Source organism: Kitasatospora sp. NPDC087861 (assembly GCF_044742585.1).
Lineage (GTDB): Bacteria > Actinomycetota > Actinomycetes > Streptomycetales > Streptomycetaceae > Kitasatospora.
In genome coordinates this window covers 63,585-83,977 of the sequence record NZ_JBIUUS010000002.1, presented here as the reverse complement: position 1 = coordinate 83,977, position 20,393 = coordinate 63,585, and the positions used below count along the sequence as shown (strand labels likewise).

Genomic DNA, 20,393 nt, shown 5'->3' with positions numbered 1-20,393 from the left:
CGCCGGTTGGGCGGGCGTTGCGCCGAACGCGGGCGGATCACTCCAACGGTCGATCAGCCGGGCCCGCTCGGACTACCCGCGGGGAGGGCTCTGACCTGCGGCGACGGCCCCGCCGAAAAGATCCGCGCCGGGCCCTGCGGGCAGGGTCTTTGGACCCTCGCCGCCCGGCCGCGCGAGGTCCAGCATGGTCCGGGAGAAGGAGGACCCTGATGACCCGTCTGCGCCACCGGCCCACCCTGGACGTCCGGGTGGAGATCCGCGGCGAGCTGCCGCGCGAGGACGCCGAGTACGCCCGGGCGCAGGCGCTGGACACGGCGGCCGGACTCGGCCCCGGCGCCCGCGCGCTGCGCATCCGGCTCACCCGTACGCGCGCCCGGACGGTGACCCGGCCCGCCCTCGCGCAGGCCGACGTCGACCTGGCCGGCGCCGGCCCGGTCCGGGTGCAACTCGCCGCCGCCACCGCCCGGGAGGCCGTCGACCTCACCCTCGGGACCCTCGCCGGCCGGGCCGTCCGGCTGCGCGAGCAGGGCGACATCGGACTCGCCGCCGTCCACGAGAGCGCCTACCGCCCGCAGTACGCCGCCCGCCCGCTCGCCGAACGGCGGATCGCCCGGCGCAAGGAGGTGGTCCTCGCCCACCGCACCCCCGAGCAGGCCGCCCGCGAACTGCTCGCGCTGGACCGGCGGTTCCACCTCTTCGTGGACGCCACGACCGGCCGGGACAGCCTGGTCCACCGCTGCCCGCTCAGCGGCGCCCTGGAGTGCGCCGCCGCCGGGGCCGACCCCGCGGGCCCGCTCGACCTCCCCGAGGCGGCCCGCCGGCTCTGGCTGACCGGCGCCCCGTTCGTCTGCCACGCCGACCCCGGCGACGGCCGCGCCCGGGTGCTCTACCGCCGCTACGACGGCCACTACGGCCTGATAACGCCGGTAGCGGACCGCCGTTGACGGGCAGGACACCCACCGGGGCGGGCCCGCACCGCCCCTGACGGCCGCGAGCGCCCCGACCGCCACGACTTCCACGATTTCCACGACAGGGGAACCGGGACCATGGACTGCGACGACGTCATGCTGACCGTCCGGATCACCGCCGCCGAGCGCGCGCTGCTGCGGGACCTCGCGCGCGGCCACGGCGGGGACGTCTCCGAGGTCGTGGTGGACGGCCTGCTGGAGGTCATCCCCGCACTGCACGACGACGCCTCCGCGCTGCCGCTGCGGCGCGTCCTGGCCAGACCCGGCCCGTGCGCGCTGACCCTCTGGCTGCCCGCCCCGGTCGCGGACCTGTTGCCGCTGCTGGGCGAGCGGATCGCGCGGACCGGCGGCCCGTCGACCGGGCCGGCCAGCGCCGCGCTGTCCGCCGCGCTGCGGCTGTGGCTCGCCGGGGACCGGGACGGGCTGGCCGCCGGGCTGGCCCGGCTGCACGGCGGCTGCGCCGGCGGGCGGGCGGCGGTGCGGCCGGGGCCGGGGACGGTCTGGGCCGCTGCCTGACGATCCGTCGGCGCATGGCCCCAGCTGACGTGTCCTGGGCGGGAATCGGCCAGCTCAAGGATCTGGTCACGACCGGACGGCCAGGGCGTGTCCGGCTGTCGGAGCCCAGGCCCCGGGACTCCGGCCGGGTGGCCGCCACCACCCCCGTGCCGGGGAGCGCACACCACCCGATCGCGCTCCCCGGCACTGTCGTGTCCGGGGTCGTCCGCAGGTGCGGGAAACGCGATTCCGCAAGAGGTTTCTGTTATCCCCGCCCACCCTCCTCGCTCTCCGGAGTGTCGGACGGCCCGAGCCCCCTCACCCCGGGGCGCCCGGGCCCTCGCGCGAGGAGAGGAACGCGATGGGATCCCGGAGCACGGAGCTTCGCCGGCGTCGACCCCGACGCCCGCCGGTGGCCCCGTCGCGCCGTCGACCCGCTCCGCGCCGCCGACCCCGCTCCCGGCCTCGGGGACGACCTCCCTCCTCGGGTGACGGACAGTCATCTCGATTGAGATGTCGTGTGGTTGACCGGAGTCGACCGCTCCGGTCACGGTCGGCTGCGAGGTCCGGATCGTCGGCGCGTCAAGTCCGCGCTCCGGACGGCGTGTCGCGCACCAGCGGCAACTCGCCTCCTGCGCCGACGGGTTCACTTTCGCGGCGAACGACGGCGCGCTGGTTCGCGGGCTCGGCGGCCGCTGGCACTACGGTGGTTGGCTGTTGGAGCTGCAGCAGTCGAACGGTCGGACGGACCTGAACCGGTCGCTGCTGAAGACCTCCTGAGACCGCCCGGGGCGCCGGGTGCGGGCGCCGCCACCACCCGGTGGCGTCCGCACCCGGCGCCACCGCTGCCCGCCCCTCAGCCCTCACGAGGATTGCCCGCCATGCGAACCCGCCCCCTCGTCGCCGCCCTCGCCCTCGCCGGTGCGACCGTGCTGCCGGCCGCCGCACCGGCCGCCGTCCAGGGCGACACCGTCCACCTGGACGTCTCCGGACAGCGGAACGGCCACGTCAGCACCGTCGCCACCTGGGAGAACGACCACGACCCGGTCACCGGGGAGTTCGTCGGCACGCTCGCCGCGGCGTCCTCGGACGGGCGCACGGTCGGCCCCTGGCGCCTGGTCGCCGTCCCGGGCGAGGCGGGGACGTACACCACCCGGGAGATGCTCCCAGCCGGGCACTGGCGGGTGACCGTCGACTGCGCGTTCCCCTCGCCGGGCCACGGCGAGCGCGAACTCGACGTCGAGGCCCCGGTGATCGGCGACCCGCCGCTGTCGGGGGCCGCGGCGACGACGGGCCCCGCCTCGACCGCCATACCAGCGCCCGCGCCCCCGACCCAGACCTCGACCGTCCCGCCGGCCCTCGACGGCGCCGCCCCGGCCCGTCCCGTCGCCCGGGGCACCCCCTCCGACACCACGCCCGACGCCGCCACCTGGGCCGCGATCGGGACCGCCGCCGCGGCCGTCGTGCTGGTCGCCACCGGCTTCTGGCTCCGCCGCCGTCCGCACGGCTGAGCCGCCTCGGCCCGTCGGGGGACCGCCGGGACCCGGCCGGGGACCCGGTCGGGGGAACCGTCGGGCCCGAACCGTCGTCCCAGTGGTCACCGGGCGCCACCGGGTGTCCGGCCGACCGCAAGGGAGCGTCCGCGCATGAAGAAGGTCCTGATCACCGGCGGCGCGGGATTCATCGGTAGCACCGTGGCGTCCGCCCTCCTCGACCAGGGCATCACCCCGGTCATCCTGGACGACCTGTCCAAGGGCCGGGCCGAGTTCGTCGAGGGCCGGGTGTTCTACCAGGGCGACATCGCCGACGCCGCCCTGCTCGACCGGATCTTCGCCGAGCACCCGGACATCGACGCCACCCTGCACTGCGCCGCCAGGATCGTCGTGCCCGAGTCGGTGGCCAAACCGCTGTACTACTACCGGGAGAACGTCGCCAAGACCGTCGAGCTGCTCGACGCCCTCCAGCGCAACGGCTGCACCCGCGTCGTGTTCAGCAGCTCCGCCTCCATCTACGCGCCCACCCCGGACGCCCGGGTCGACGAGAGCTGCCCGGTCGACGCCAACAGCCCCTACGCGCGCACCAAGCAGATGATGGAGCAGGTCCTGCAGGACTGGACCCGTGGGGAGGGCGCCGAGCGGCAGCGGGTCATCGCCCTGCGGTACTTCAACCCGATCGGCGCCGACCCGAGGCTGCGCACCGGCCTGCAGGACCTCAACCCCACCCACGCCCTGGGCAAGCTGATCGAGGCGCACACCAACGGCACGCCGTTCACCATCACCGGCGTCGACTGGGCGACCAGGGACGGCTCCGGCATCCGCGACTACGTCCACGTCCAGGACCTGGCGGAGGCGCACGTCGCGGCGCTGGTCCGCTTCGACGAGGTGATCGCCTCCGGCGCCGGGGACCGCTACCGGGTCATCAACGTGGGGACGGGCGACGGCACCACCGTGCGTGAACTGGTCGCCGCCTTCGAGCAGGCCGTCGGCGGCACCCTCGACGTCCGCGAGACCGGCCCCCGCCCCGGCGACGTGATCGGCTGCTACGCCGTCGTCGACGCCGCCCGCGAGCTGCTCGGGTGGAAGCCGCGGCGGGGCATCGCCGAGGGCGTCGCCGACGCGCTCGCCTGGCGCGCGAAGTGGGCCGCCCGCCTCGGCGCCCACTGACCCTCGCCCGACCCTGGGCGCAGTGGCCCTGGGTCTGAAGACCCGGGGCTACTGCACGGCCGTGCCGGACTTCGCCCAGTTGTCGTGCAACCGGTCGAGGTAGGACTGCGCCTGGGAGCCCACCTTGACCCCGCGGGCGAAGGCCAGCATGTTGCCCGCGCCGGCGTTGTAGCCGAGGGCGAGGAGTTCGTCGTGGTTCAGCGGCGCGGCCGGGCGCGCCGGGAGCTGTCCGGCCAGGTCGTGCAGGTGCCAGGCGGCCGCCTGGATGGCCAGGTCGCGGTCGTCCGGCAGTTCCTCCCACCGGCGGGAGGCGAAGGGGCGGCCGGGCTTGGTGTCGTCGAAGGCGGCGCGGTGCATGTTGGCGATGCCGAAGGAGGCGTCGGGCTTGCTGCGCTGCCAGGCCCGTTCGAGCTCCGGGTCGTGCGGCTTGTACGACTCGTTGTAGAGGATCGCCATCAGCAGCTGCGGGTCGACCCCGGCCTCGGCGGCGTACCGGCGCACCGGGGCCGCGTAGTCGGCGGGGTCGTAGCGCCCGGAGGGTTTCGACGGCGCGGTGGAGGCGGGCGTGGAGGGTTTCGACGGCGCGGTGGAGGGCGCGGAACCGTCCGGCGAGGAGCCGGTGGTGGTCGTCGCGGCCGGGGAGGCGCCGGAGGATGCCGGGGCGGGGTGGCCGCCGCCCCGGACGATGCCCCACCCGGCCGCGACCAGCACGCCGACGACCAGCCAGCGCCCCCAGCGCGACCCCTTCTGCTCCTCGCTCACCGCTGCCGACCCCTCCCCGTCCGCCCGTGCCTTCGTTCGACCGTCGTACCGGCGATCGTGCCCGGTGGCAGGCTACTCGGCCGGCTTCTGCTCGCCGTCGAGGTTGCGCAGGAAGCCCTTGGCCTTCTCGACACCGGTGTCGATCTGGCCGCTGTACTTGCCGTCCGTCCGGTCGTCGATCACGTCGCCGACCTTGTCCAGACCCTGCCCGAGCACGTCGCTGTGCTCGCGGGCGAGGTCGGTGGCCTTGTCCGCGAGGTTCTTCAGACTCTCAAACATGGTGACGCTCTGCTCCTCTGGCGCGTTCCTGATGGTGTGCCGACGTGGCGGGGATCATGACCATCGTAACGACGGCCCGCCAGGCGCTTCGCCGCTGCCGGATGACGGCGGGTGACTTTGCTGAAATGGGTTTGTATGCTCCAGCCCAACCTCTACAGCCGTGTAGAAGCTGGGAACCGCCACAGGACGGAACGCGTCCCGGCACGCACGCGGCGCGCACGCGCCGCGGCAGCCGAAACGACCGAGGGAAGTGCGCATGGCCGGGCAGCGGGCAAGAACGCCGTACCAGGACGCGGGACCGCGCACCGACGACCCCGCCCTCCCCGCGCAGCGCTCGCGCGCGGCCGACGCGGCGGAACCCGCCGCACCACCCGCCGCCCGCGCCCAGCGGGCCGGGGCCTCCCGCCGCCGGCCGCAGGCCCGTCGGGGCGGCGGCCTGCCGGTGGTGCTCACCGCCGTCGGCCTGCCCGTCCTCGGCGGGGTCGCGGACGAGCTCGGCGGCCCCGGCATCGGCGTCCTGTTCGCGGTCGGCGCGGTCAGCGGGACGGGGGCCGCGGCGGCGCTGTGCAGCAGGGCCGGCCGTTGGTGGGTCGTCACCGCCGCCCCGCTCGTGGTGCTGTTCGGCGCCGCCGGCATCGAGTACCTGTGGAACCGGGACGCGTACCAGGGCAGGCAACTCGGCACCGGCGCGCTGCGGTGGGTGGTGGAGGCGTTCCCGGTGATGGCGGCGGCGGTGGGGGTGGCGCTGCTGGTCGTCGCGGTCCGGACCGCACTCGACCGCCGGCGACCCCGCAGCGCGGGCACGGCGACCGGAGGGAGCCGTCGTGGCTGAACGCCCCAACCGTCCCGGCCCCCGCCCGCGTGGCCACGTTCCGCGCCGCGGCGCCGCCCCGCTCGTCGTCGCCGGACGGACCCTCGCGTGCACCGTCTCCGTCGCCGTCCTCGGGGCCAGCGGCTTCACCTGGTACGAGTACCGCAGCCTCGACGACGGCATGACCAAGTCCACCGCGCTGAGCGAGGCCAAGAAGAACGCCCCGCCGCACCTCGACAAGTCGGTCAACCTGCTGCTGATCGGCCTCGACAGCCGGAAGGACATGGACGGCAACGACCTGCCCAAGCAGTTCGTGGAGGACGAACTGCACGCCGGGTCCAGCGAGATCGGCGGGTACAACACCAACGCCCTGATCGTCCTGCACATCCCGGCCAACGGCGGCAAGGTCACCGCGCTGTCCGTCCCGCGCGACAACTACGTGCAGACCGTCGGCGCCGACGGCAAGATGCACAAGATCAAGGAGGCCTACGGCATCGCCAAGGGGGCCGCCGAGCGGAAACTCGCCGGCAAGGGGCTCTCCAAGGCCGACCTGGAGCGGCAGAGCCGCGAAGCCGGACGCTCCGCCACCATCCAGACCGTGCAGAGCTTCCTCGACGTCCCGATCGACCACTTCGCCGAGGTCAACCTGATCGGCTTCTACGACATCGCCAGGGCCGTCGAGCCGATCCAGGTCTGTCTCAACCACCCGGTCGACGACCCGATCATCGCCCGCACCGCCACCCACGAGGGCGGCGGCACCGGGCTCAAGCTCCCGGCCGGGATCAGCTCCCTGAACGCCGCCCAGGCCCTGTCCTTCGTCCGCCAGCGCCACCACCTCACCAACGGCGACCTCGACCGCACCCACCGGCAGCAGGCGTTCATCTCCTCCGTCGAGTACCGGCTCAAGCAGCAGGGCGTCCTCAACGACTTCGGGCAGATGCAGAAGCTGTTCGGGGTGGTGAAGAAGGACGTCGTCATCGACAACGAGTGGAACATCCTCGACTTCGCCCGGCAGGCGCCCAACCTCACCGGTGGGAACGTCGAGTTCAACACCCTGCCGATCGCCGGGTTCAAGACCGTCGGCGGTCAGGAGGTCAACACCGTCAACGCGGAGCTGATCAAGAAGATCGTCCGGCAGCTGTTCAACCGCGAACCGGCCCCCGTCCAGGCCGCCCCCGCACCCACCGAGGCCGCCACCGAGACCGCCACCCCCTCTCCACCCGCCGCCTCCCCGACCGCGGCCAGGTCCGTCGTGGACGTCAACGCCGTCGCGGGCGCCGGCGCGGCCGCCACCGAGTCCAAGGCCCTCACCGAACTCGGCTACCAGCCCGGCAGGATCGGCGACGCCACCGCCAGGACCAGGGCCACCACCGTCACCTACGGCAGCGGTGCCAGGGCCGACGCGCAGCAGCTCGCCACCCGCTACGGGGTCACCCCCACGGCCGCCGCCGGGGTCACCCCCGGCCACATCCTCGTCACCCTCGCCGCCACCCGCACCCCCAGCCCGACCGCCACCCCCTCGCCGCCCGCCGCCGCGGCCACCGACCCCGTCGCAGGCCTGCCCATGCAGGGGCCCGCGGTCAAGGCCGGCGGCATCCCCTGCGTGGACTGACGGCGCGGGGCGGGCCGGTTCGGCGTGCGGCGGCCGAACCGGCCGTCACGGGTGGGGAGTTCCCTCCCGGACGCGCCGGGCGAGGAGGCCGACGACCCACAGCAGGACGGCCGTGGCACCCACCGCGGCGAGTACGTAGGTCGCGGGCATGTCGTCGTTGGGATACCGGTCACCGACGACCCGGACCGTGGCGGGGTCGTCCGCCGCCGCCTCCAGGGTGACGGTCACCCCGACGCGCGGCTTCCCGAGCCGCTTCAGGCCGAGCGCCGTCGTGCTGTAGGCGCGGTCCCCGACCCGGTACGTGACGGTGTAGAGCCACCCGCCCCTGCGCAGGGCCGCGGCGCTCACCGTCCCGTCCACCCGCAGCGGCGCGGCGTCGATCCGGCTGGCGGCCCGCCACTGCGCGGACGCGGCGCTCAGGCTCCAGCAGATCACCAGCAGCGAGACCGCCGCGCCCGCCAACGGCAGGGACCACGCCCGGCGTAAGACTGCCTTCATGGCCCGGACGATACCCGGCCCGCGACGCCGTGTCGGCGGCCGGTGCGAGGATCCCCGGCCTCCGGTGCGGCCGAAGCGGTGGCCGCCGGCCCGGGGCGGACGTGCTGCTGTGAGGGATCGTCAACTCTGCTTCCTCGCCCACCAGTAGGTCAGGGCGGCCAGGCTGGTGGCCGCGCCGAGGAGGCAGACGGCCGGCCAGCCCCAGTGGTCGTAGACGACGGTGGAGCCGATCGCGCCCACCGCGCAGCCGGCGGAGTAGAGGAGCATGTAACCGGCGGTCAGCCGGCTCTGCGCCTCGGGGCGGACCTGGTAGAGCAGGTGCTGGTTGGCCACGTGCACGGACTGCAGGCCGTAGTCGATCACCACCATGGCGAGCACCAGCCACCACACCGAGTGCGGCAGCAGGGCCGCCGGGAGCCAGGCGGCGAGCATCGCCAACAGGCCGATGCCGGCGGTGCGTTCGGCGTGTCCGCGGTCGGCCTGGCGGCCCGCGTGGCCGGCGCCCAGGGCTCCGGCGGCGCCGGCGAGGCCGAAGAGGCCGATCTCGGTGTGGCTGAGGTTGAACGGCGGGGCGGCGAGCGGGAGCACCATCGGGGTGAGCAGGACGGTGATCGAGGTGAAGGTGAGCAGCGCGAGGACGGCCCGGACCCGGAGCACGGGCTCCGCGGCGAAGAGCGTGAACACCGAGCCGATCAGCCGCAGGTAGCCGATCCGCCGGGTCCGGCGCCGCCGTTCGGCCGGGAGGGCGGCGGCGACGGCGAGGGCCATCGCGCCGGTGGCGACGGCGGACACGACGTAGACGGCGCGCCAGCCGGCCAGGTCCCCGAGGGTGCCGGCGACGGTACGGGCGAGCAGGATGCCGATCACGATGCCGCTGGTCACGGTGCCGACCACCCGGCCCTGGTCGGCGGGGGCGGCGAGCGAGGCCGAGTACGCGACGACGACCTGGGCGACCACCGCGAGGACGCCGACGCCGGCCATCGCGGCGAACATCAGCGGTGCGGAGGGCGCCACGGCGACGGCGCCGAGGGCGAGGACGGAGAGCCCGAGCTGGGCGGTGATCAGGGTGCGGCGGTTGACGTGGTCGCCGAGCGGGACGAGCAGCAGCAGGCCGAGCGCGTAGCCGATCTGGGTGAGGGTGCCGACGAGACCGATGGTGGCCGGGTCGATGCCGTAGTCCTCGGCGATGAGGTCCAGCAGGGGCTGCGAGTAGTAGACGTTGGCGACGGCGAGGCCGCAGGCGACGGAGAGCAGCCAGGCGACGGCGGGTGGCAGGCCGCGTGGGGGCGCGTCGGCGGCGGGGGAGGTCGCACGGGTGGTGCAGGTCATGGGCAGGTCTCCCTCGGGCGGCGGCATGCACAGGCTGGTTTCAAAGTGCTACCGCGCAACCCTGGCATATCCTGGTTTCAATAAGCAACCGCGAGCGCGCCGGTAGGCTGGCCGCCGACCGGTGGAAGGTGGGAGAAGTGCCGAAGCGCACCACGCACGAGGAGTCGACCTGTCCGGTCGCCCGGCCGCTCGACGTCGTCGGCGACGGCTGGACGCTGCTGATCGTCCGCGACGCCTTCGACGGGCTGCGCCGCTTCGGGCAGTTCCAGAAGAACCTGGGCCTCGCCAAGAACATCCTCTCGGCCCGCCTCGCCAACCTGGTCGCGAACGGCGTGTTCGAGCTCGCTCCGGCCGCCGACGGCAGCCCGTACCGGGAGTACGTGCTGACCGAGAAGGGGCGCGCGCTGTTCCCGGTGATCACCGCGCTGCGGCAGTGGGGCGACCAGTGGTTCTTCACCGCGGACGAGCCGCGTGCTCGGCTGGTGGAACGAGGGACGGGCGCGCCGATCGCGCCGATGACGGTCCGCTCGACCGACGGCCGGGTGCTCCGGCCCGAGGACGCCGAGGTGCTGCTGCCCTAGGGTCCTGGTCGTGCCGCCGCCACCGGCCGGGTGGCGGCCGGTGGCGGCGGGGGAGTCGGGCGGATCAGCTGGGAGTGGCGTTCTCCGTCGACGGGGTGATCTTGGGTGCGGTGGTCGTCGTCGTGGTGCCGGTGGTCCCCGCGGGGGCCCCGGTCGTCGGCGTCCCGTTGACCGCCGGAGGTTTGGTGGTCGGCGTCGGAGTGGGCACCGTGTAGGTGGACGGCCCCGCGGGCGAGCCCGTGGACGCGGACGAGGGGCCGGCCGTCTTGGTCGTCCCGCTGGGGGTGCCCGAGGAGGCGGACGACGTCGCGGCGGCGGAGCCCGTCCCCGTCGAGGCGCCGGAGGACTTCGCTCCGGAGGAGGTGCCCCCGGAGGAGGTTGCCCCGGAGGAGGTTGCCCCCGACGACGTGGCGCCGGAGGACTTCGCTCCGGAGGACGTGGCTCCGGAGGACGTGGCTCCGGAGGAGGTGGCCCCCGACGATGTGGCCCCGGAGGACTTCGCCCCGGAGGACGTGGCCCCGGACGAGGTCGCGCCGGACGAGGTGGCCCCCGAGGACGTGGCTCCCGAGGTCGTCGCCGAGCCGGAGCCGGAGGTCGCCCCGGAGGACGAGGTCGGCATCGAGGCCGTGGCCCCCGGCGTGGTCGGCGTCATCTTCCCCGGCGGCGGGACACCGGGCGCCAGCGGGCCCTTGGGCGGATCGACGTGCCGGTCGACCACCTCGATCCGCCCGGTCAGCCGGGAGAACCAGCCGCCCGTCTCGATGTTCACCAGGATGATCTCGGTCACCGGCTGCGGCGCCGGCACCACGACGACCAGCGTCGTCGGCTGGAAACCGGACCACGCTTTCCCGGTGTACTTGGCGTCGCTCACCAGCACCGGCGCCTTCAGCGGGTTGCCGCAGGCGCAGCGCACCCGGGGCACGCCCTGGGAGTCCACCAGCACGGCGGTGCCGGCCTGCAGCACGGACTGGTACTCGGTGCTGGCGCCGCTCTTGTAGGTGTGGTTGGTGACCCGGGTGTCCACCCGCAGGTACGCCGAGGTCAGCGAGCGCAGGTAGGACGGGATCGCGGACTGCTCGATGCCCGCGGCGGAGGCCCAGGCGCGGCCGGAGTCCCCGGTGGAGACCATCGTGATCAGGCGCTCGGTGTCGCAGCTGGGCTTGGACATCGTGCCGCCGTACAGCCCGGTGGAGCTGCCCTGCACGCTGTGGATCACCCTCGGGGAGGTCGCCGTGGATCCGCCGCCCTGCCCGGGCTGCGGCGCCTGCGACGGGGCGGGGGCGCTCACACCCTGGGTTTCCACCGATGGAGTGAACGGGGCGGGCCCCGGATCGGCCGGGGTCTGCAGCGCGACCTCGTTGGCGGCCGGTATGGCCTCGTTGTGGCCGCCCTGGTTGTTCACGATCAGCACGGTGGCCACCACGGCCACCGCCACCGTGCCCGCGGCCAGTGCGAGTCCCCGCCCGGAGCGCCACCACGGCGTGTGCGACCCGCCGCCACCGCCTGACGGCGGTCCGGAGGATCCGGGGGGCCCGGAAGACCCGGGTGGGGGGCCGGCCGGGCCTCCACCCGACGGGGGGCCGGCCAGCGGGCCGGACGGGGGGCCCGACGGGGGGCCGTAGGGGGGCTCGCTGGGCGGGCCGGACGGGGGCGGTTGGGAACTCATCGAGGCTCCGTTTCGCAGGCGGCCGGCGGACGCGCCGGCTCGGGAAGCTCCTGCCACTGGCTTCCATTTCCGCCCGGCACCTCACCTGCCGCAACAGCAGGTGTGCGCATCGTCGCCGGGCGTGCCCGCCGGGTGTCGGTCACCCTGGAACGCGTAGCCCGACAGCACCGGGGAGCCCAAACGCGCCGACGCCGCCCCAGCGGGTCGAGCCGAGGCGCCCGACGCGCCGAGGCGCCCGACAGCACCGAGGAGACGGTATGCAGCAGCCCACGACCCGGGCCGCCGGCCCGCCCGGCGCCCTGCGCGGCTGGCTGGACGCGCTCGCCGTGGTGCTGGCCGGGTTCGCCGCGATGGCGGCGGTGGCCGCGCTGGGCCTCTGGCTGGCCGGCGCCAACCGCCTCCCGGACGGCGGCTTCGCCTCCGTGCTGGCCGGGACGCTGGCGCTGGCCGTCGGCGGATCCGTCCAACTCGACGGAGGGGCCGGGCAGTTCGCCGCCGTGGATGCCGGGATCAGCGTCATGCCGCTCTCCGTCTCACTGGTCGGCGCGGTGGTGATGGCCGAGGTGTTCCTGCGTCAGCTGCGCTTTCGCGCGGTGGCCGGCGGCGGCGAACTGCTCGGCCGGATCGCCCGGACGGTGGTGCTCTGGCTGGTCGCCCTCGCGCTGCTCACCCTCGGCGCCCGGCACACCTTCGTCGTCCCGCTCGGCGGCGACCTCGCCCAGTCCATCGGCGGCGTGCTCGGGCTGACCCCGGAGGTCGGCTTCCACGCGGACGGCGCGAGCACGGTGGGCATCGGCCTGGCCTGGCTGCTCGTCGTCCTCGCGGGCACCTTCGCGGTGTCCCGGCGGGCGCCGTTGCCGCGCGCCCTGGTGCCCTACCAACTGGCCGTTCGCCCGGCCGCGTTCGCGCTCTGGCTGGTCCTGCTCGCGTACCTGGTGATCGGGGTGGCGGCCGGGGTGCTGACCGCGATCGTGCACGGCAACGCCCGGCAGACCATGGCCGTGGTGCTGCTCGCCCTGCCCGACCTGGTCTGGCTGGCCTTCGGCGTCGGCCTCGGCGCGCAGTGGCACGGACGGCTCGCCGGCGCGCTGGGCCTGCCGGTGCCCAAGCCGCTCGCCGAGGTGCTGCGCGCCCCGGAGGGGCAGCAGGCCACCATCAGCCTGGGCACCCTCGCCGACCAGGACGCGCGCAGCTGGTGGCTGCTGCCGCTGGCCGCGGTGCTGCTGCTCGCGGCCGGCTTCCTCGCCGCGTACCGCTCGCCGCGCACCGTCCGGCTCTGGCAGCACGCTGTCCGGTTCGCCCTGGCCACCGCGGCGACGGTACTGCTGGTCGGGCTCTGGACCCGGGCGGACGCCGACTACGGGCTGTCCGTGCTCGGCGTCGGCATCGGCCAGGGCGGCCTCGGCGACCTCCTCGGCTCCATCCTCGGCGGCTCCAACCCGCTGGCCGGCCTCGGCAGCGGCAGCCTCACCCTGCGCCCGGTGCTGTGGACGGCCGTGCCGCTGGCGGCGGGCTGGGGTCTGCTGGCCGGCGGGCTCGGCGCCCTGCTCGCCGCCCGCACCGGCCGCCGCGGCGACGTGACGGCCGCAGAGCGGGGCTGACACCGTCGCCGGGTGATCGGACGGCTGCGTACGGCCCCCGCCCGGCCGTCGGGCTGACCGCGGTCCCCGCCTGAGCGCCCTGGCTGCGCCGCGCGCTCAGAGCGCCTCGGCGAGCAGGATCGCCGCCGCCGGCACCGCCTGGCCGAGGGCGCCGCGCCAGAGCTTCGGCTCCGAGACGAAGAGGGTGATACCGCCGGCGACCATGAACGCGGCGATGTACGTGATCACGGCGCGGCCGGAGCCGTCGTGCCCGGTGTGCAGCAGGACCAGGCCGGCGACCAGGCCGAGGGCCAGGAACAGGTTGTAGAAGCCGACGTTGAAGCGCCACAGCCGGACCTCCGGGGCGTCCGCCGTGCTGCCGGTGAGCAGGAAGCGCACCCGCGGGTGCCCGTACAGGAAGCTCTCCAGCGGCCAGACGATGAGGTGGATCGCGGCGGCGAGCATCGCGAAGACCTGGCTCACGGCGTTCATGGCGGGTGGCTCCCTCGGGGTCGGCGGAGGACGGCTGACGGCGGCCGGCGCTCACCGCGGCGGCGGGCGGACGACCGGGGCGGCCCAGGCGGGCGGCTCGGGCACGGCGGCCGGCGGGGCGAGCCCGGGGACGACCGCCCGGACGACCTGGGTGGGCGGCCCGGCCCCGCTCCACGGCCCGGGCGCGGCGCTCCGCCCGGGTGCGAGGACGGTGGCCGCGCGCAGCTCGGCGATGAACTGCAGGCAGCTGGCGAACCGGTCCTGCGGCGCCTTGGCGAGCGCCCGGGCGACCACGGCCTCGACGGCGGCGGGCAGGTCGGGGCGGTGGTCGCGCAGCGCGGGCGGCGGGTCGTTGAGGTGGGCCCAGAGCAGGGCGAGGTCGCTCTCCCGGCGGAACGGCGGGGCGCCCGCGAGCATCTCGAAGACCACGCAGCCGAGGCCGTACTGGTCGCAGCGCCCGTCCAGCGGGCGGCCGGAGATCTGCTCGGGCGCGGCGTAGTCGAGGGTGCCGACGATCTGGCCGACACCGGTGAGCCCGCTGAGCGACAGGGACTTCTTGGTGAGCCCGAAGTCCGCCAGGTACAGGTGCTCGGGGTGCTCGCTGTCCGTCCCGGCGGCGACCAGCACGTTGCCGGGCTTGACGTCCCGGTGGACCAGGTCGTGGTCGTGTGCGGCGTCGAGCGCGGAGGCGATCTGCAGGGCCAGCCGGACGGTCCGCTCGATCGGGAACGGTCCGTCCTGGGTGAGCAGCGCGCGCAGGTCGCCGCCCTCGACGTAGCGCATCGCGATGAACAGGATGCCGTCGTGCTCGCCGGCCTCGAACACCGGGATGATGTGCGGGTGGTCGATCGCGGCGGCGGCCTCGGACTCGTGCATGAAGCGCTGCCGGAACACCTCGTTGCGGGCCAGTTCGGGGGCGAGCAGCTTGACCGCGACGGTCCGGCCGAGCCGCAGGTCCTTGGCCCGGTACACCACGGCCATGCCGCCGCGCCCGATCTCGCGCTCCAGCCGGTAGCCCGCGATCCGGCTCCCGACCATGCCGGCGGGCAGACCGGGCGCGGACGCCGGCTCGGGTGCGGACGGGTGCTCGGGCGCGGACAGCGGCGAGGGTCCGGACGGCGGCGAGGGGCCGGACGGCGGCCCGGGCGCCTGCTCGACCGGCCGGACGGTCGGGTGGTCGGAGGGCCGGGCGGTCGGCCGGTCGGGGGGTTGCGCGGAGGGGATCACGGCTCGCTCGTCCGGGTGGGGGCGTACGGGCCGCGCGCGGGCGCCTGCGGGGAGCCCGGCGCGGGCGTCGGGGCGGGCTTCGGCGCGGACGTCGGGGCGGGCGTCGGCCGCTGGGCGGCCGCGTACGTCTGGAGCTGCAGCCCGTCGCAGTAGCACCAGCGGTCGTGTGCCGGGTCGAACACCCAGAGCGCCTCGCCGTCGACGACCAGGCCGAGCCGCAGGCCGCGGGTCCACTCCTGGAAGCCCTCCAGGTCGAGGCCGCCCGTCGCCAGGTCCTCCAGCAGGGCGCGGTAGCGGGCCAGCCCGGCCTCGGCCTCGGCGAGCGCCGGGCGCGGGTCGGCGGTCCGGGCCGGTGGGCCGTCGGCGGCGGGCGGGGTGCCCGGGAGCGTGATCAGCAGGCGGCCGTCCACCCAGGCGGTCCAGCCGTTGGAGCAGAGGACCTGGGCCCAGTCGCCCTGCCGGGTGACCAGCCGCACCGGGAGCAGGGCGTCCAGCCGGGCGGCGGGCCGGGCCGGGTCGGGGGCCGCCCAGGTGGCCAGCCCGGCCGGCGGGGCGACGTGGGTGGGGCGGAACGCGAACTCGTCCATGGGCGGCTACATTTCCTCCGCCGCGCGAGCCGCGGCTGCGCGCGGCACTCGCACCACAGGTCGTTTTCCACTCTACCGGCGGCGGCCGGGCCCGGCCCGGGGCCGCGCAACCGAGTCCGGCGCCGCCCGACCGAGTCCGGCGCCGCCCGACCGAGCCCCCGCGCCGCACGGCGGCGCCCTACCGCCGCATGATCGCGGGCTCGTGCCGCCGCAGCAGGACCAGCACCAGCAGCCCGTACGCCACCGCGAGCGCGGGCAGCACCGCGATGGCCCGCAGCCAGCCGGCGCGCTCGTGGCGGAACATCGGGTCGGCGGTGATCGCGGTCGGGAAGATGCGGTGCAGCTCGACCGTGCGGGCCATCGCCGACATGCCCCAGCGGGACGGGATCAGCCAGGCGAACTGCTCCAGCCCGGGCACGCCGTGCAGCTTGAGCATCAGGCCGCTGAAGACGATCTGCACCACCGAGAGGAGCACCAGCAGCGGCATGGTGGCCTCCTCCTTGTCCACCAGCGCCGAGACCACCAGGCCGAGCATCATCGCCGAGAACGCCAGCAGCGCGACCGCGATGATCAGCTCGGGCAGCTGCGGCATCACCACGCCGGTCGGCACCGCCCAGGAGAGGTTCACCCCGGCCAGGCCGACCACGGTCAGCACCGCGGCCTGACCGACCGTGACCGTGCCGAGCACCACCACCTTGGAGACCAGGTACGCCGATCTGGACAGCCCGACCACGCGTTCGCGCCGGTAGATCGCCCGTTCCTTGACCACCTCGCGGACCGAGTTGGCGGCGCCGGTCAGCAGGCCGCCGATGCAGAGCGTGAGCAGGCAGTTGACGGCGTTGTCCGGGGTGAGCCGGGAGCCGGCCATCACCCGGCACATCAGGCCGATCACGAAGGGCAGCACCACCATGATGGTGAGGAACAGCCGGTCGGCGGCGAGCACCGCGGTGTACCGCCGCACCAGGGTGCCCAGCTGGGAGAACCAGCCCTGCGGCTTCTCCCAGCCGATCGGCGGCGACGGGTGTCCGTCGGCCGGCGCCGCGGGGACGGCTTCGGCGGCGACGTACCGCCCGTACTGCGGGGAGGCACGGAAGCGGCGCTGCCAGGCCTCGTGGTCCTCGTTCTCGAAGGCCTCGAAGGCCTCCGGCCACTCCTCGAAGCCGAAGAACTCCAGTGCCTCGCCCGGCGGGCCGTAGTAGGCCGTCCGGCCGCCGGGGGCGAGTACCAGCAGGCGGTCGCACACGTTGAGGCTCAGCACGCTGTGCGTCACCACGACCACCGTCCGGCCGTCGTCGGCGAGCCCGCGCAGCATGTGCATCACCGAGCGCTCCATGCCCGGGTCCAGGCCGGAGGTCGGCTCGTCGAGGAACAGCAGCGAGGGCTTGGTGAGCAGCTCCAACGCGACGCTGACCCGCTTGCGCTGGCCGCCGGAGAGGCTGCCGATCACCTGGTCGGCCCGGCTCGCCAGGCCCAACTCGTGGATCACCTCGGTGACCCTGGCCTCCCGCTCGTGCTTCGCGGTGTCGCCGGGGAAGCGCAGTTCGGCGGCGTAGGCGAGGGCGCGGCGGACGGTGAGCTGGGTGTGCAGGATGTCGTCCTGCGGCACCAGGCCGATCCGGCGCCGCAGTTCGGCGTAGTCGCGGTAGAGGTCCCGTCCGTCGTACAGCACCGTGCCCTCGTCGGCGGGGCGCAGCCCGGTGAGGGCGTTGAGCAGGGTGGACTTGCCGGCGCCGCTCGGGCCGGCCACCGCGAGCAGCGCCTTCTCGGCGAGCGGGAAGCTCACGTCGTCCAGCAGTACCCGGTGCTCGGAGCCGACCCGGACCACCAGGTGCTGCACGTCCAGGGAGATCTCGCCGGTGTCGGTGTACTCGACGAGGTGGCCGTCGGAGAGGCAGAGCGCGGAGTGGCCGATGCCGACGATGTCGGCCGGGCCGATCGGCGCCTGCTGGACCGGGCGGCCGTTCAGGTAGGTGCCGTTGTGGCTGTCCAGGTCGACGATCTCGTGGCCGCCGTCGGGCAGGTTCCGCAGTTCGGCGTGGTGGCGGGAGACCACCAGGTTGTCCAGGATCAGGTCGTTGTCGTGCGAGCGGCCGATCCGCACCGTGCCGCCGGGCAGCTGGAGCACCGAGCTGGGGCTGCGGAACGTCCCGGAGAGTTCGGGGGCGAGCAGCGAGGGCCGTTCGCCGGGGTCGGGGCGGGGCAGGCCGGCGAAGGTCGCGGACGGGCCGTCCGCCGGGTCGCCGAAGCGCAGCCGGGTGCCGGGGCCGACGTCCTGGCGGTCGATCCGGCGGCCCTGGTCGTAGGTGCCGTTGGTGCTGCCGACGTCCTCCAGCAGCCAGTGGCCGTCGGTGGCCCGCAGCACGGCGTGGTGCCAGGAGACCCGGGGATCGTCCAGCACGATCTCGCTGGTCGGGTCGCGGCCGAGGTGGTAGGCCAGGGCCGGGTCGATCAGCTGCGACTCGGTGCCGGTGACCAGGACGAGGGGTGGCGCGGTGGGTGCGCCCGGGCGCTGTCCCATGATGCGAATTCTATCGCCGCGGCGGGTCGGGGGCCTGTCCGGACAGCCGGTTCGGACGGCCTGTCCGGACCCTGGGATTGGACTGGACCACTGTCCCGGCGCGGCACTATCGTTCGGCGTGCCCGCACGCCACCCGACGACCACCCGGGGACGGAACGCATGAGTATCTGGCCGCAGTTGCGCCGTTCCCGGACCGTCAGAGCCGGCCGCGCCCCCGGCACGGTGCTGCACTGCGGCCTGATGGACACCATGCTGGCCGACCTCGCAGTCTCGGTCGTGCTCTACTTCGACCGGCCGCTGGACGACGACCGGCTCGCCGCCGGCCTGGCCCGCGCCCTGGACCGGGTGCCGGTGTTCGCCGGGCGGCTGCGCACCGACGGGGACGCCCTCGAAGCGGTCTGCGACGACTCCGGCGTCCCGCTGGACCTCTACGCCGTGGACGGCACGCTCGCCGAGGCGATGGGCCGGGTGACGGCCGCCGGCTCCGAGCTGGTCGACCCGGTGGACGCCCTGGCCGCGCGCGTCGGCGGCGCCCCGCTGCTCACCGTCCGGGTGACCCGCACCGCCGACGGTGGGACGGTGCTGGGCTGCTCCTGGCACCACGCGATCGGTGACCTGCACAGCTTCATGCTGCTGCTGCGGATCTGGTCGGCGGCGGTCGAGGGCGAGGAGCTTCCCGAGGCCGAACTGGTCGAGGACCAGGACGCGTTGCTGGACCGGGTGCTCCCGGCCGAGGACTGCGGGCGGCCCGGCTTCCGGGTGCCCTCGGCGGCGGAGGCGCAGCTGCTGGCCCGCGAGGTGGCGGCCGGGCCGCGCGCCAACCGGACCGTCCAGATCTACTTCGGGGGCGCCGAAGTCGACCGGATGCGCGCGGAGTTCGGTGCGGCGGCCGGCCGAAGACTCTCGTCCGGGGACGTGCTCTGCGCCCATGTCCTCGGCACGATCAGGGAGTTGGACGGCGACGAGGCCGAGCGCTGGCTGACCGTCCCGGTCAACGCCCGGCGCTGGCTGGGGCTCTCGCCCGCGCTGGTGGGCAACCTGCTGGGTGACGTCCACCTGCCGTACCGGCCCAAGGACGGCCCGGCGGCGCTCGCGGGCGCGCTGCGGGCGGCGGTCGAGGAGTTCCCGACCGCCCACCTCAACCTGCGTTCCAACCTGGGCTTCCTGGCCTCGCTCGGCCGTGCCCGGCTGCGCGACTGCGTGCCGCTGGGCTTCGACCCGCAGGCGCGCCGGTTCAGCTTCTCCAACTGGAGCCGGTTCGGGGCCTATCGGGTGAGCTTCCAGGGGCACCACCCGGTGTTCTTCAGCCCGGCCGCCAACTACCCACTGCCGTGGGTGAGTTGGACGGTCGAGGGGTTCGGCGGCGAGGGCTACCTGAGCACCGTGGTGCTGCCGGCCCGGCTCGCCGCCCGGGTGCGGGGTACGGAGGGCCGGGCCGCGCTGCACCGCTTCCGGCACGAGGCCGACGCGCTGCCCGCGTCGGCCTCGGCCGTTCCCAAGGTGATCTGAGGAGCACCTGGAAACTAGGCGAAGTCCGCCTCGATCGCGGTCCACAGCTGCACCCGGGCGCGCAGCGCGGTGCGGACGGTCTCGGCGCACTCGTCCCACTTGGCCTGGTCGTCGCCGCACAGGTCGATCAGCATCTGCATCGCCATCGGGGTGTGCTGCTCGCCGTCCACCTCGATGTGCCGGGCCAGGTAGTCCTTGAACACGGTGAGCACGCCGTCCGGGTCGTCGATGCCGACCACCTGGGCGAACATGTCCGGGATCAGGTCCTCGCGGCCGAAGGCGAAGGCGGCGGCCCGGCAGTGCACCGGCGCGGTCTCGATGATCGACCAGGTGGTGCCGGTGAAGTCGACGGCGGCCTGCGGCACCGGGGCGGCCTTCAGCGCCTCCGGCACGGCGGTGCCGGTGCCCAGCAGCTCCAGGAACTCCTCGACCGGGCGCGGGTCGGCGCCGGCCTGCCGCATGCCCTCGACGTACAGCTCGAAGTGGCTGGTGTAGTCCTCGCCGAGCTCGTCGCTCTCCTCGACCAGCACGATCTCGTTGATCAGCCGGCGGCTGGCGGTCGGCCCGCTCGGGACCCACGGGACCTCGACGCCGGTGAGGTCGCGCTGCAGGCTCTTCAGCAGTGACATGAAGTCCCAGACCGCGAAGACGTGGCTGTCCAGGAAGGTGCGGACGCGCTCGATGCTGGTCAGCCCGCCGTACACGGCGTGGCCGACCACCTCGCGGCGCAGCGGGTCGATGGCCTGCTGGAGGCTGGTCAGGCCGGGGTGCGAACGGTCCCAGTGGTAGCGGTTGATGGACAAGACGGCTCCTTCG

Annotated in this window: 19 protein-coding genes; 9 read left to right on the top strand and 10 right to left on the bottom strand. The window is 74.8% G+C overall.

Annotation, left to right across the window (positions count from 1 at the left end):
• Window positions 1–209 precede the first annotated feature (209 nt).
• From ACIOJE_RS03170 to galE, 4 genes are all read left to right on the top strand, one after another.
• On the top strand, window positions 210–944 hold the full coding sequence (locus ACIOJE_RS03170; protein ID WP_280680649.1) for a sigma 54 modulation/S30EA ribosomal C-terminal domain-containing protein: 735 nt from the start codon (window positions 210–212) through the stop codon (window positions 942–944).
• Window positions 945–1,046: 102 nt separating this feature from the next.
• The gene (locus ACIOJE_RS03165) at window positions 1,047–1,484 is read left to right on the top strand and encodes a hypothetical protein (protein ID WP_400666058.1); all 438 of its coding nucleotides are present in this window, start codon (window positions 1,047–1,049) and stop codon (window positions 1,482–1,484) included.
• An 860-nt stretch (window positions 1,485–2,344) separates the two neighbouring features.
• Window positions 2,345–2,974: a hypothetical protein gene (locus tag ACIOJE_RS03160; RefSeq protein WP_280680646.1), complete on the top strand. Its 630-nt coding sequence runs from the start codon at window positions 2,345–2,347 to the stop codon at window positions 2,972–2,974.
• A 135-nt stretch (window positions 2,975–3,109) separates the two neighbouring features.
• Window positions 3,110–4,126, top strand: a complete 1,017-nt coding sequence (gene galE / locus ACIOJE_RS03155; RefSeq protein ID WP_400772944.1) for a UDP-glucose 4-epimerase GalE — start codon at window positions 3,110–3,112, stop codon at window positions 4,124–4,126.
• A gap of 48 nt (window positions 4,127–4,174) precedes the next feature.
• Here galE and ACIOJE_RS03150 read toward each other — a convergent pair whose 3' ends face one another.
• Window positions 4,175–4,888, bottom strand: coding sequence for a transglycosylase SLT domain-containing protein (locus ACIOJE_RS03150; protein WP_400772941.1), 714 nt, complete (start codon window positions 4,886–4,888; stop codon window positions 4,175–4,177).
• A 72-nt stretch (window positions 4,889–4,960) separates the two neighbouring features.
• Window positions 4,961–5,167 (bottom strand): antitoxin, encoded by a 207-nt coding sequence (locus ACIOJE_RS03145; RefSeq protein WP_280680643.1) that lies wholly within the window; start codon window positions 5,165–5,167, stop codon window positions 4,961–4,963.
• 256 nt (window positions 5,168–5,423) lie between these two features.
• Here ACIOJE_RS03145 and ACIOJE_RS03140 point away from each other — a divergent pair, with 256 nt between their 5' ends.
• Both ACIOJE_RS03140 and ACIOJE_RS03135 read left to right on the top strand, forming a co-directional pair.
• Window positions 5,424–5,999, top strand: coding sequence for a DUF6542 domain-containing protein (locus ACIOJE_RS03140; RefSeq protein WP_400772940.1), 576 nt, complete (start codon window positions 5,424–5,426; stop codon window positions 5,997–5,999).
• Window positions 5,992–7,590 carry an LCP family protein gene (locus ACIOJE_RS03135; protein ID WP_400772938.1) on the top strand — a complete coding sequence of 533 codons (1,599 nt, stop codon included), beginning with the start codon at window positions 5,992–5,994 and terminating at the stop codon, window positions 7,588–7,590. Before ACIOJE_RS03140 ends, ACIOJE_RS03135 begins: the two co-directional genes overlap by 8 nt.
• A gap of 45 nt (window positions 7,591–7,635) precedes the next feature.
• Here the strand turns inward: ACIOJE_RS03135 and ACIOJE_RS03130 are convergent, their stop codons facing one another.
• Both ACIOJE_RS03130 and ACIOJE_RS03125 read right to left on the bottom strand, forming a co-directional pair.
• Window positions 7,636–8,088 carry a hypothetical protein gene (locus ACIOJE_RS03130; RefSeq protein ID WP_400772937.1) on the bottom strand — a complete coding sequence of 151 codons (453 nt, stop codon included), beginning with the start codon at window positions 8,086–8,088 and terminating at the stop codon, window positions 7,636–7,638.
• Window positions 8,089–8,208: 120 nt separating this feature from the next.
• Window positions 8,209–9,417, bottom strand: coding sequence for an MFS transporter (locus ACIOJE_RS03125; RefSeq protein ID WP_400772935.1), 1,209 nt, complete (start codon window positions 9,415–9,417; stop codon window positions 8,209–8,211).
• Between the two features lie 137 nt (window positions 9,418–9,554).
• On the opposite strand from ACIOJE_RS03125, the gene ACIOJE_RS03120 reads away from it, so the two are divergent.
• Entirely contained in the window at window positions 9,555–9,998 is a 444-nt protein-coding gene (locus ACIOJE_RS03120; RefSeq protein WP_400772933.1) for a winged helix-turn-helix transcriptional regulator, read from the top strand.
• 64 nt (window positions 9,999–10,062) lie between these two features.
• Here the strand turns inward: ACIOJE_RS03120 and ACIOJE_RS03115 are convergent, their stop codons facing one another.
• Entirely contained in the window at window positions 10,063–11,421 is a 1,359-nt protein-coding gene (locus ACIOJE_RS03115) for a DUF6777 domain-containing protein (protein ID WP_400772932.1), read from the bottom strand.
• Between the two features lie 500 nt (window positions 11,422–11,921).
• On the opposite strand from ACIOJE_RS03115, the gene ACIOJE_RS03110 reads away from it, so the two are divergent.
• Window positions 11,922–13,265, top strand: a complete 1,344-nt coding sequence (locus tag ACIOJE_RS03110; RefSeq protein WP_400772930.1) for a streptophobe family protein — start codon at window positions 11,922–11,924, stop codon at window positions 13,263–13,265.
• Window positions 13,266–13,361: 96 nt separating this feature from the next.
• On the opposite strand, the gene ACIOJE_RS03105 is transcribed toward ACIOJE_RS03110, so the two are convergent.
• The 4 genes from ACIOJE_RS03105 to ACIOJE_RS03090 all read right to left on the bottom strand — a co-directional run bounded on the left by ACIOJE_RS03105 (window position 13,362) and on the right by ACIOJE_RS03090 (window position 18,068).
• Window positions 13,362–13,736 carry a DUF1304 domain-containing protein gene (locus ACIOJE_RS03105; protein ID WP_400772928.1) on the bottom strand — a complete coding sequence of 125 codons (375 nt, stop codon included), beginning with the start codon at window positions 13,734–13,736 and terminating at the stop codon, window positions 13,362–13,364.
• Window positions 13,737–13,787: 51 nt separating this feature from the next.
• Window positions 13,788–14,774, bottom strand: coding sequence for a serine/threonine-protein kinase (locus tag ACIOJE_RS03100; protein ID WP_400773394.1), 987 nt, complete (start codon window positions 14,772–14,774; stop codon window positions 13,788–13,790).
• 185 nt (window positions 14,775–14,959) lie between these two features.
• Window positions 14,960–15,550 (bottom strand): hypothetical protein, encoded by a 591-nt coding sequence (locus ACIOJE_RS03095; protein WP_400772926.1) that lies wholly within the window; start codon window positions 15,548–15,550, stop codon window positions 14,960–14,962.
• A gap of 178 nt (window positions 15,551–15,728) precedes the next feature.
• Complete coding sequence (locus ACIOJE_RS03090; protein ID WP_400772924.1) at window positions 15,729–18,068, bottom strand: FHA domain-containing protein; 2,340 nt, start codon at window positions 18,066–18,068, stop codon at window positions 15,729–15,731.
• A 159-nt stretch (window positions 18,069–18,227) separates the two neighbouring features.
• Between ACIOJE_RS03090 and ACIOJE_RS03085 the strand changes: the two genes are divergently transcribed.
• Window positions 18,228–19,577 carry an acyltransferase gene (locus ACIOJE_RS03085; RefSeq protein ID WP_400772922.1) on the top strand — a complete coding sequence of 450 codons (1,350 nt, stop codon included), beginning with the start codon at window positions 18,228–18,230 and terminating at the stop codon, window positions 19,575–19,577.
• A 14-nt stretch (window positions 19,578–19,591) separates the two neighbouring features.
• Here the strand turns inward: ACIOJE_RS03085 and ACIOJE_RS03080 are convergent, their stop codons facing one another.
• On the bottom strand, window positions 19,592–20,380 hold the full coding sequence (locus ACIOJE_RS03080) for a DUF3050 domain-containing protein (RefSeq protein ID WP_400772921.1): 789 nt from the start codon (window positions 20,378–20,380) through the stop codon (window positions 19,592–19,594).
• Window positions 20,381–20,393 lie beyond the last annotated feature (13 nt).

Excerpts from the sequence above, each read along its gene's own strand:
- ACIOJE_RS03170 (WP_280680649.1), top strand. The coding sequence starts at position 210 with ATGACCCGTCTGCGCCACCGGCCCACCCTGGACGTCCGGGTGGAGATC.
- ACIOJE_RS03165 (WP_400666058.1), top strand. The coding sequence starts at position 1,047 with ATGGACTGCGACGACGTCATGCTGACCGTCCGGATCACCGCCGCCGAG.
- ACIOJE_RS03160 (WP_280680646.1), top strand. The coding sequence starts at position 2,345 with ATGCGAACCCGCCCCCTCGTCGCCGCCCTCGCCCTCGCCGGTGCGACC.
- galE (WP_400772944.1), top strand. The coding sequence starts at position 3,110 with ATGAAGAAGGTCCTGATCACCGGCGGCGCGGGATTCATCGGTAGCACC.
- ACIOJE_RS03145 (WP_280680643.1), bottom strand. The coding sequence starts at position 5,167 with ATGTTTGAGAGTCTGAAGAACCTCGCGGACAAGGCCACCGACCTCGCC.
- ACIOJE_RS03140 (WP_400772940.1), top strand. The coding sequence starts at position 5,424 with ATGGCCGGGCAGCGGGCAAGAACGCCGTACCAGGACGCGGGACCGCGC.
- ACIOJE_RS03130 (WP_400772937.1), bottom strand. The coding sequence starts at position 8,088 with ATGAAGGCAGTCTTACGCCGGGCGTGGTCCCTGCCGTTGGCGGGCGCG.
- ACIOJE_RS03125 (WP_400772935.1), bottom strand. The coding sequence starts at position 9,417 with ATGACCTGCACCACCCGTGCGACCTCCCCCGCCGCCGACGCGCCCCCA.
- ACIOJE_RS03110 (WP_400772930.1), top strand. The coding sequence starts at position 11,922 with ATGCAGCAGCCCACGACCCGGGCCGCCGGCCCGCCCGGCGCCCTGCGC.
- ACIOJE_RS03105 (WP_400772928.1), bottom strand. The coding sequence starts at position 13,736 with ATGAACGCCGTGAGCCAGGTCTTCGCGATGCTCGCCGCCGCGATCCAC.
- ACIOJE_RS03100 (WP_400773394.1), bottom strand. The coding sequence starts at position 14,774 with ATGGTCGGGAGCCGGATCGCGGGCTACCGGCTGGAGCGCGAGATCGGG.
- ACIOJE_RS03095 (WP_400772926.1), bottom strand. The coding sequence starts at position 15,550 with ATGGACGAGTTCGCGTTCCGCCCCACCCACGTCGCCCCGCCGGCCGGG.
- ACIOJE_RS03090 (WP_400772924.1), bottom strand. The coding sequence starts at position 18,068 with ATGGGACAGCGCCCGGGCGCACCCACCGCGCCACCCCTCGTCCTGGTC.
- ACIOJE_RS03085 (WP_400772922.1), top strand. The coding sequence starts at position 18,228 with ATGAGTATCTGGCCGCAGTTGCGCCGTTCCCGGACCGTCAGAGCCGGC.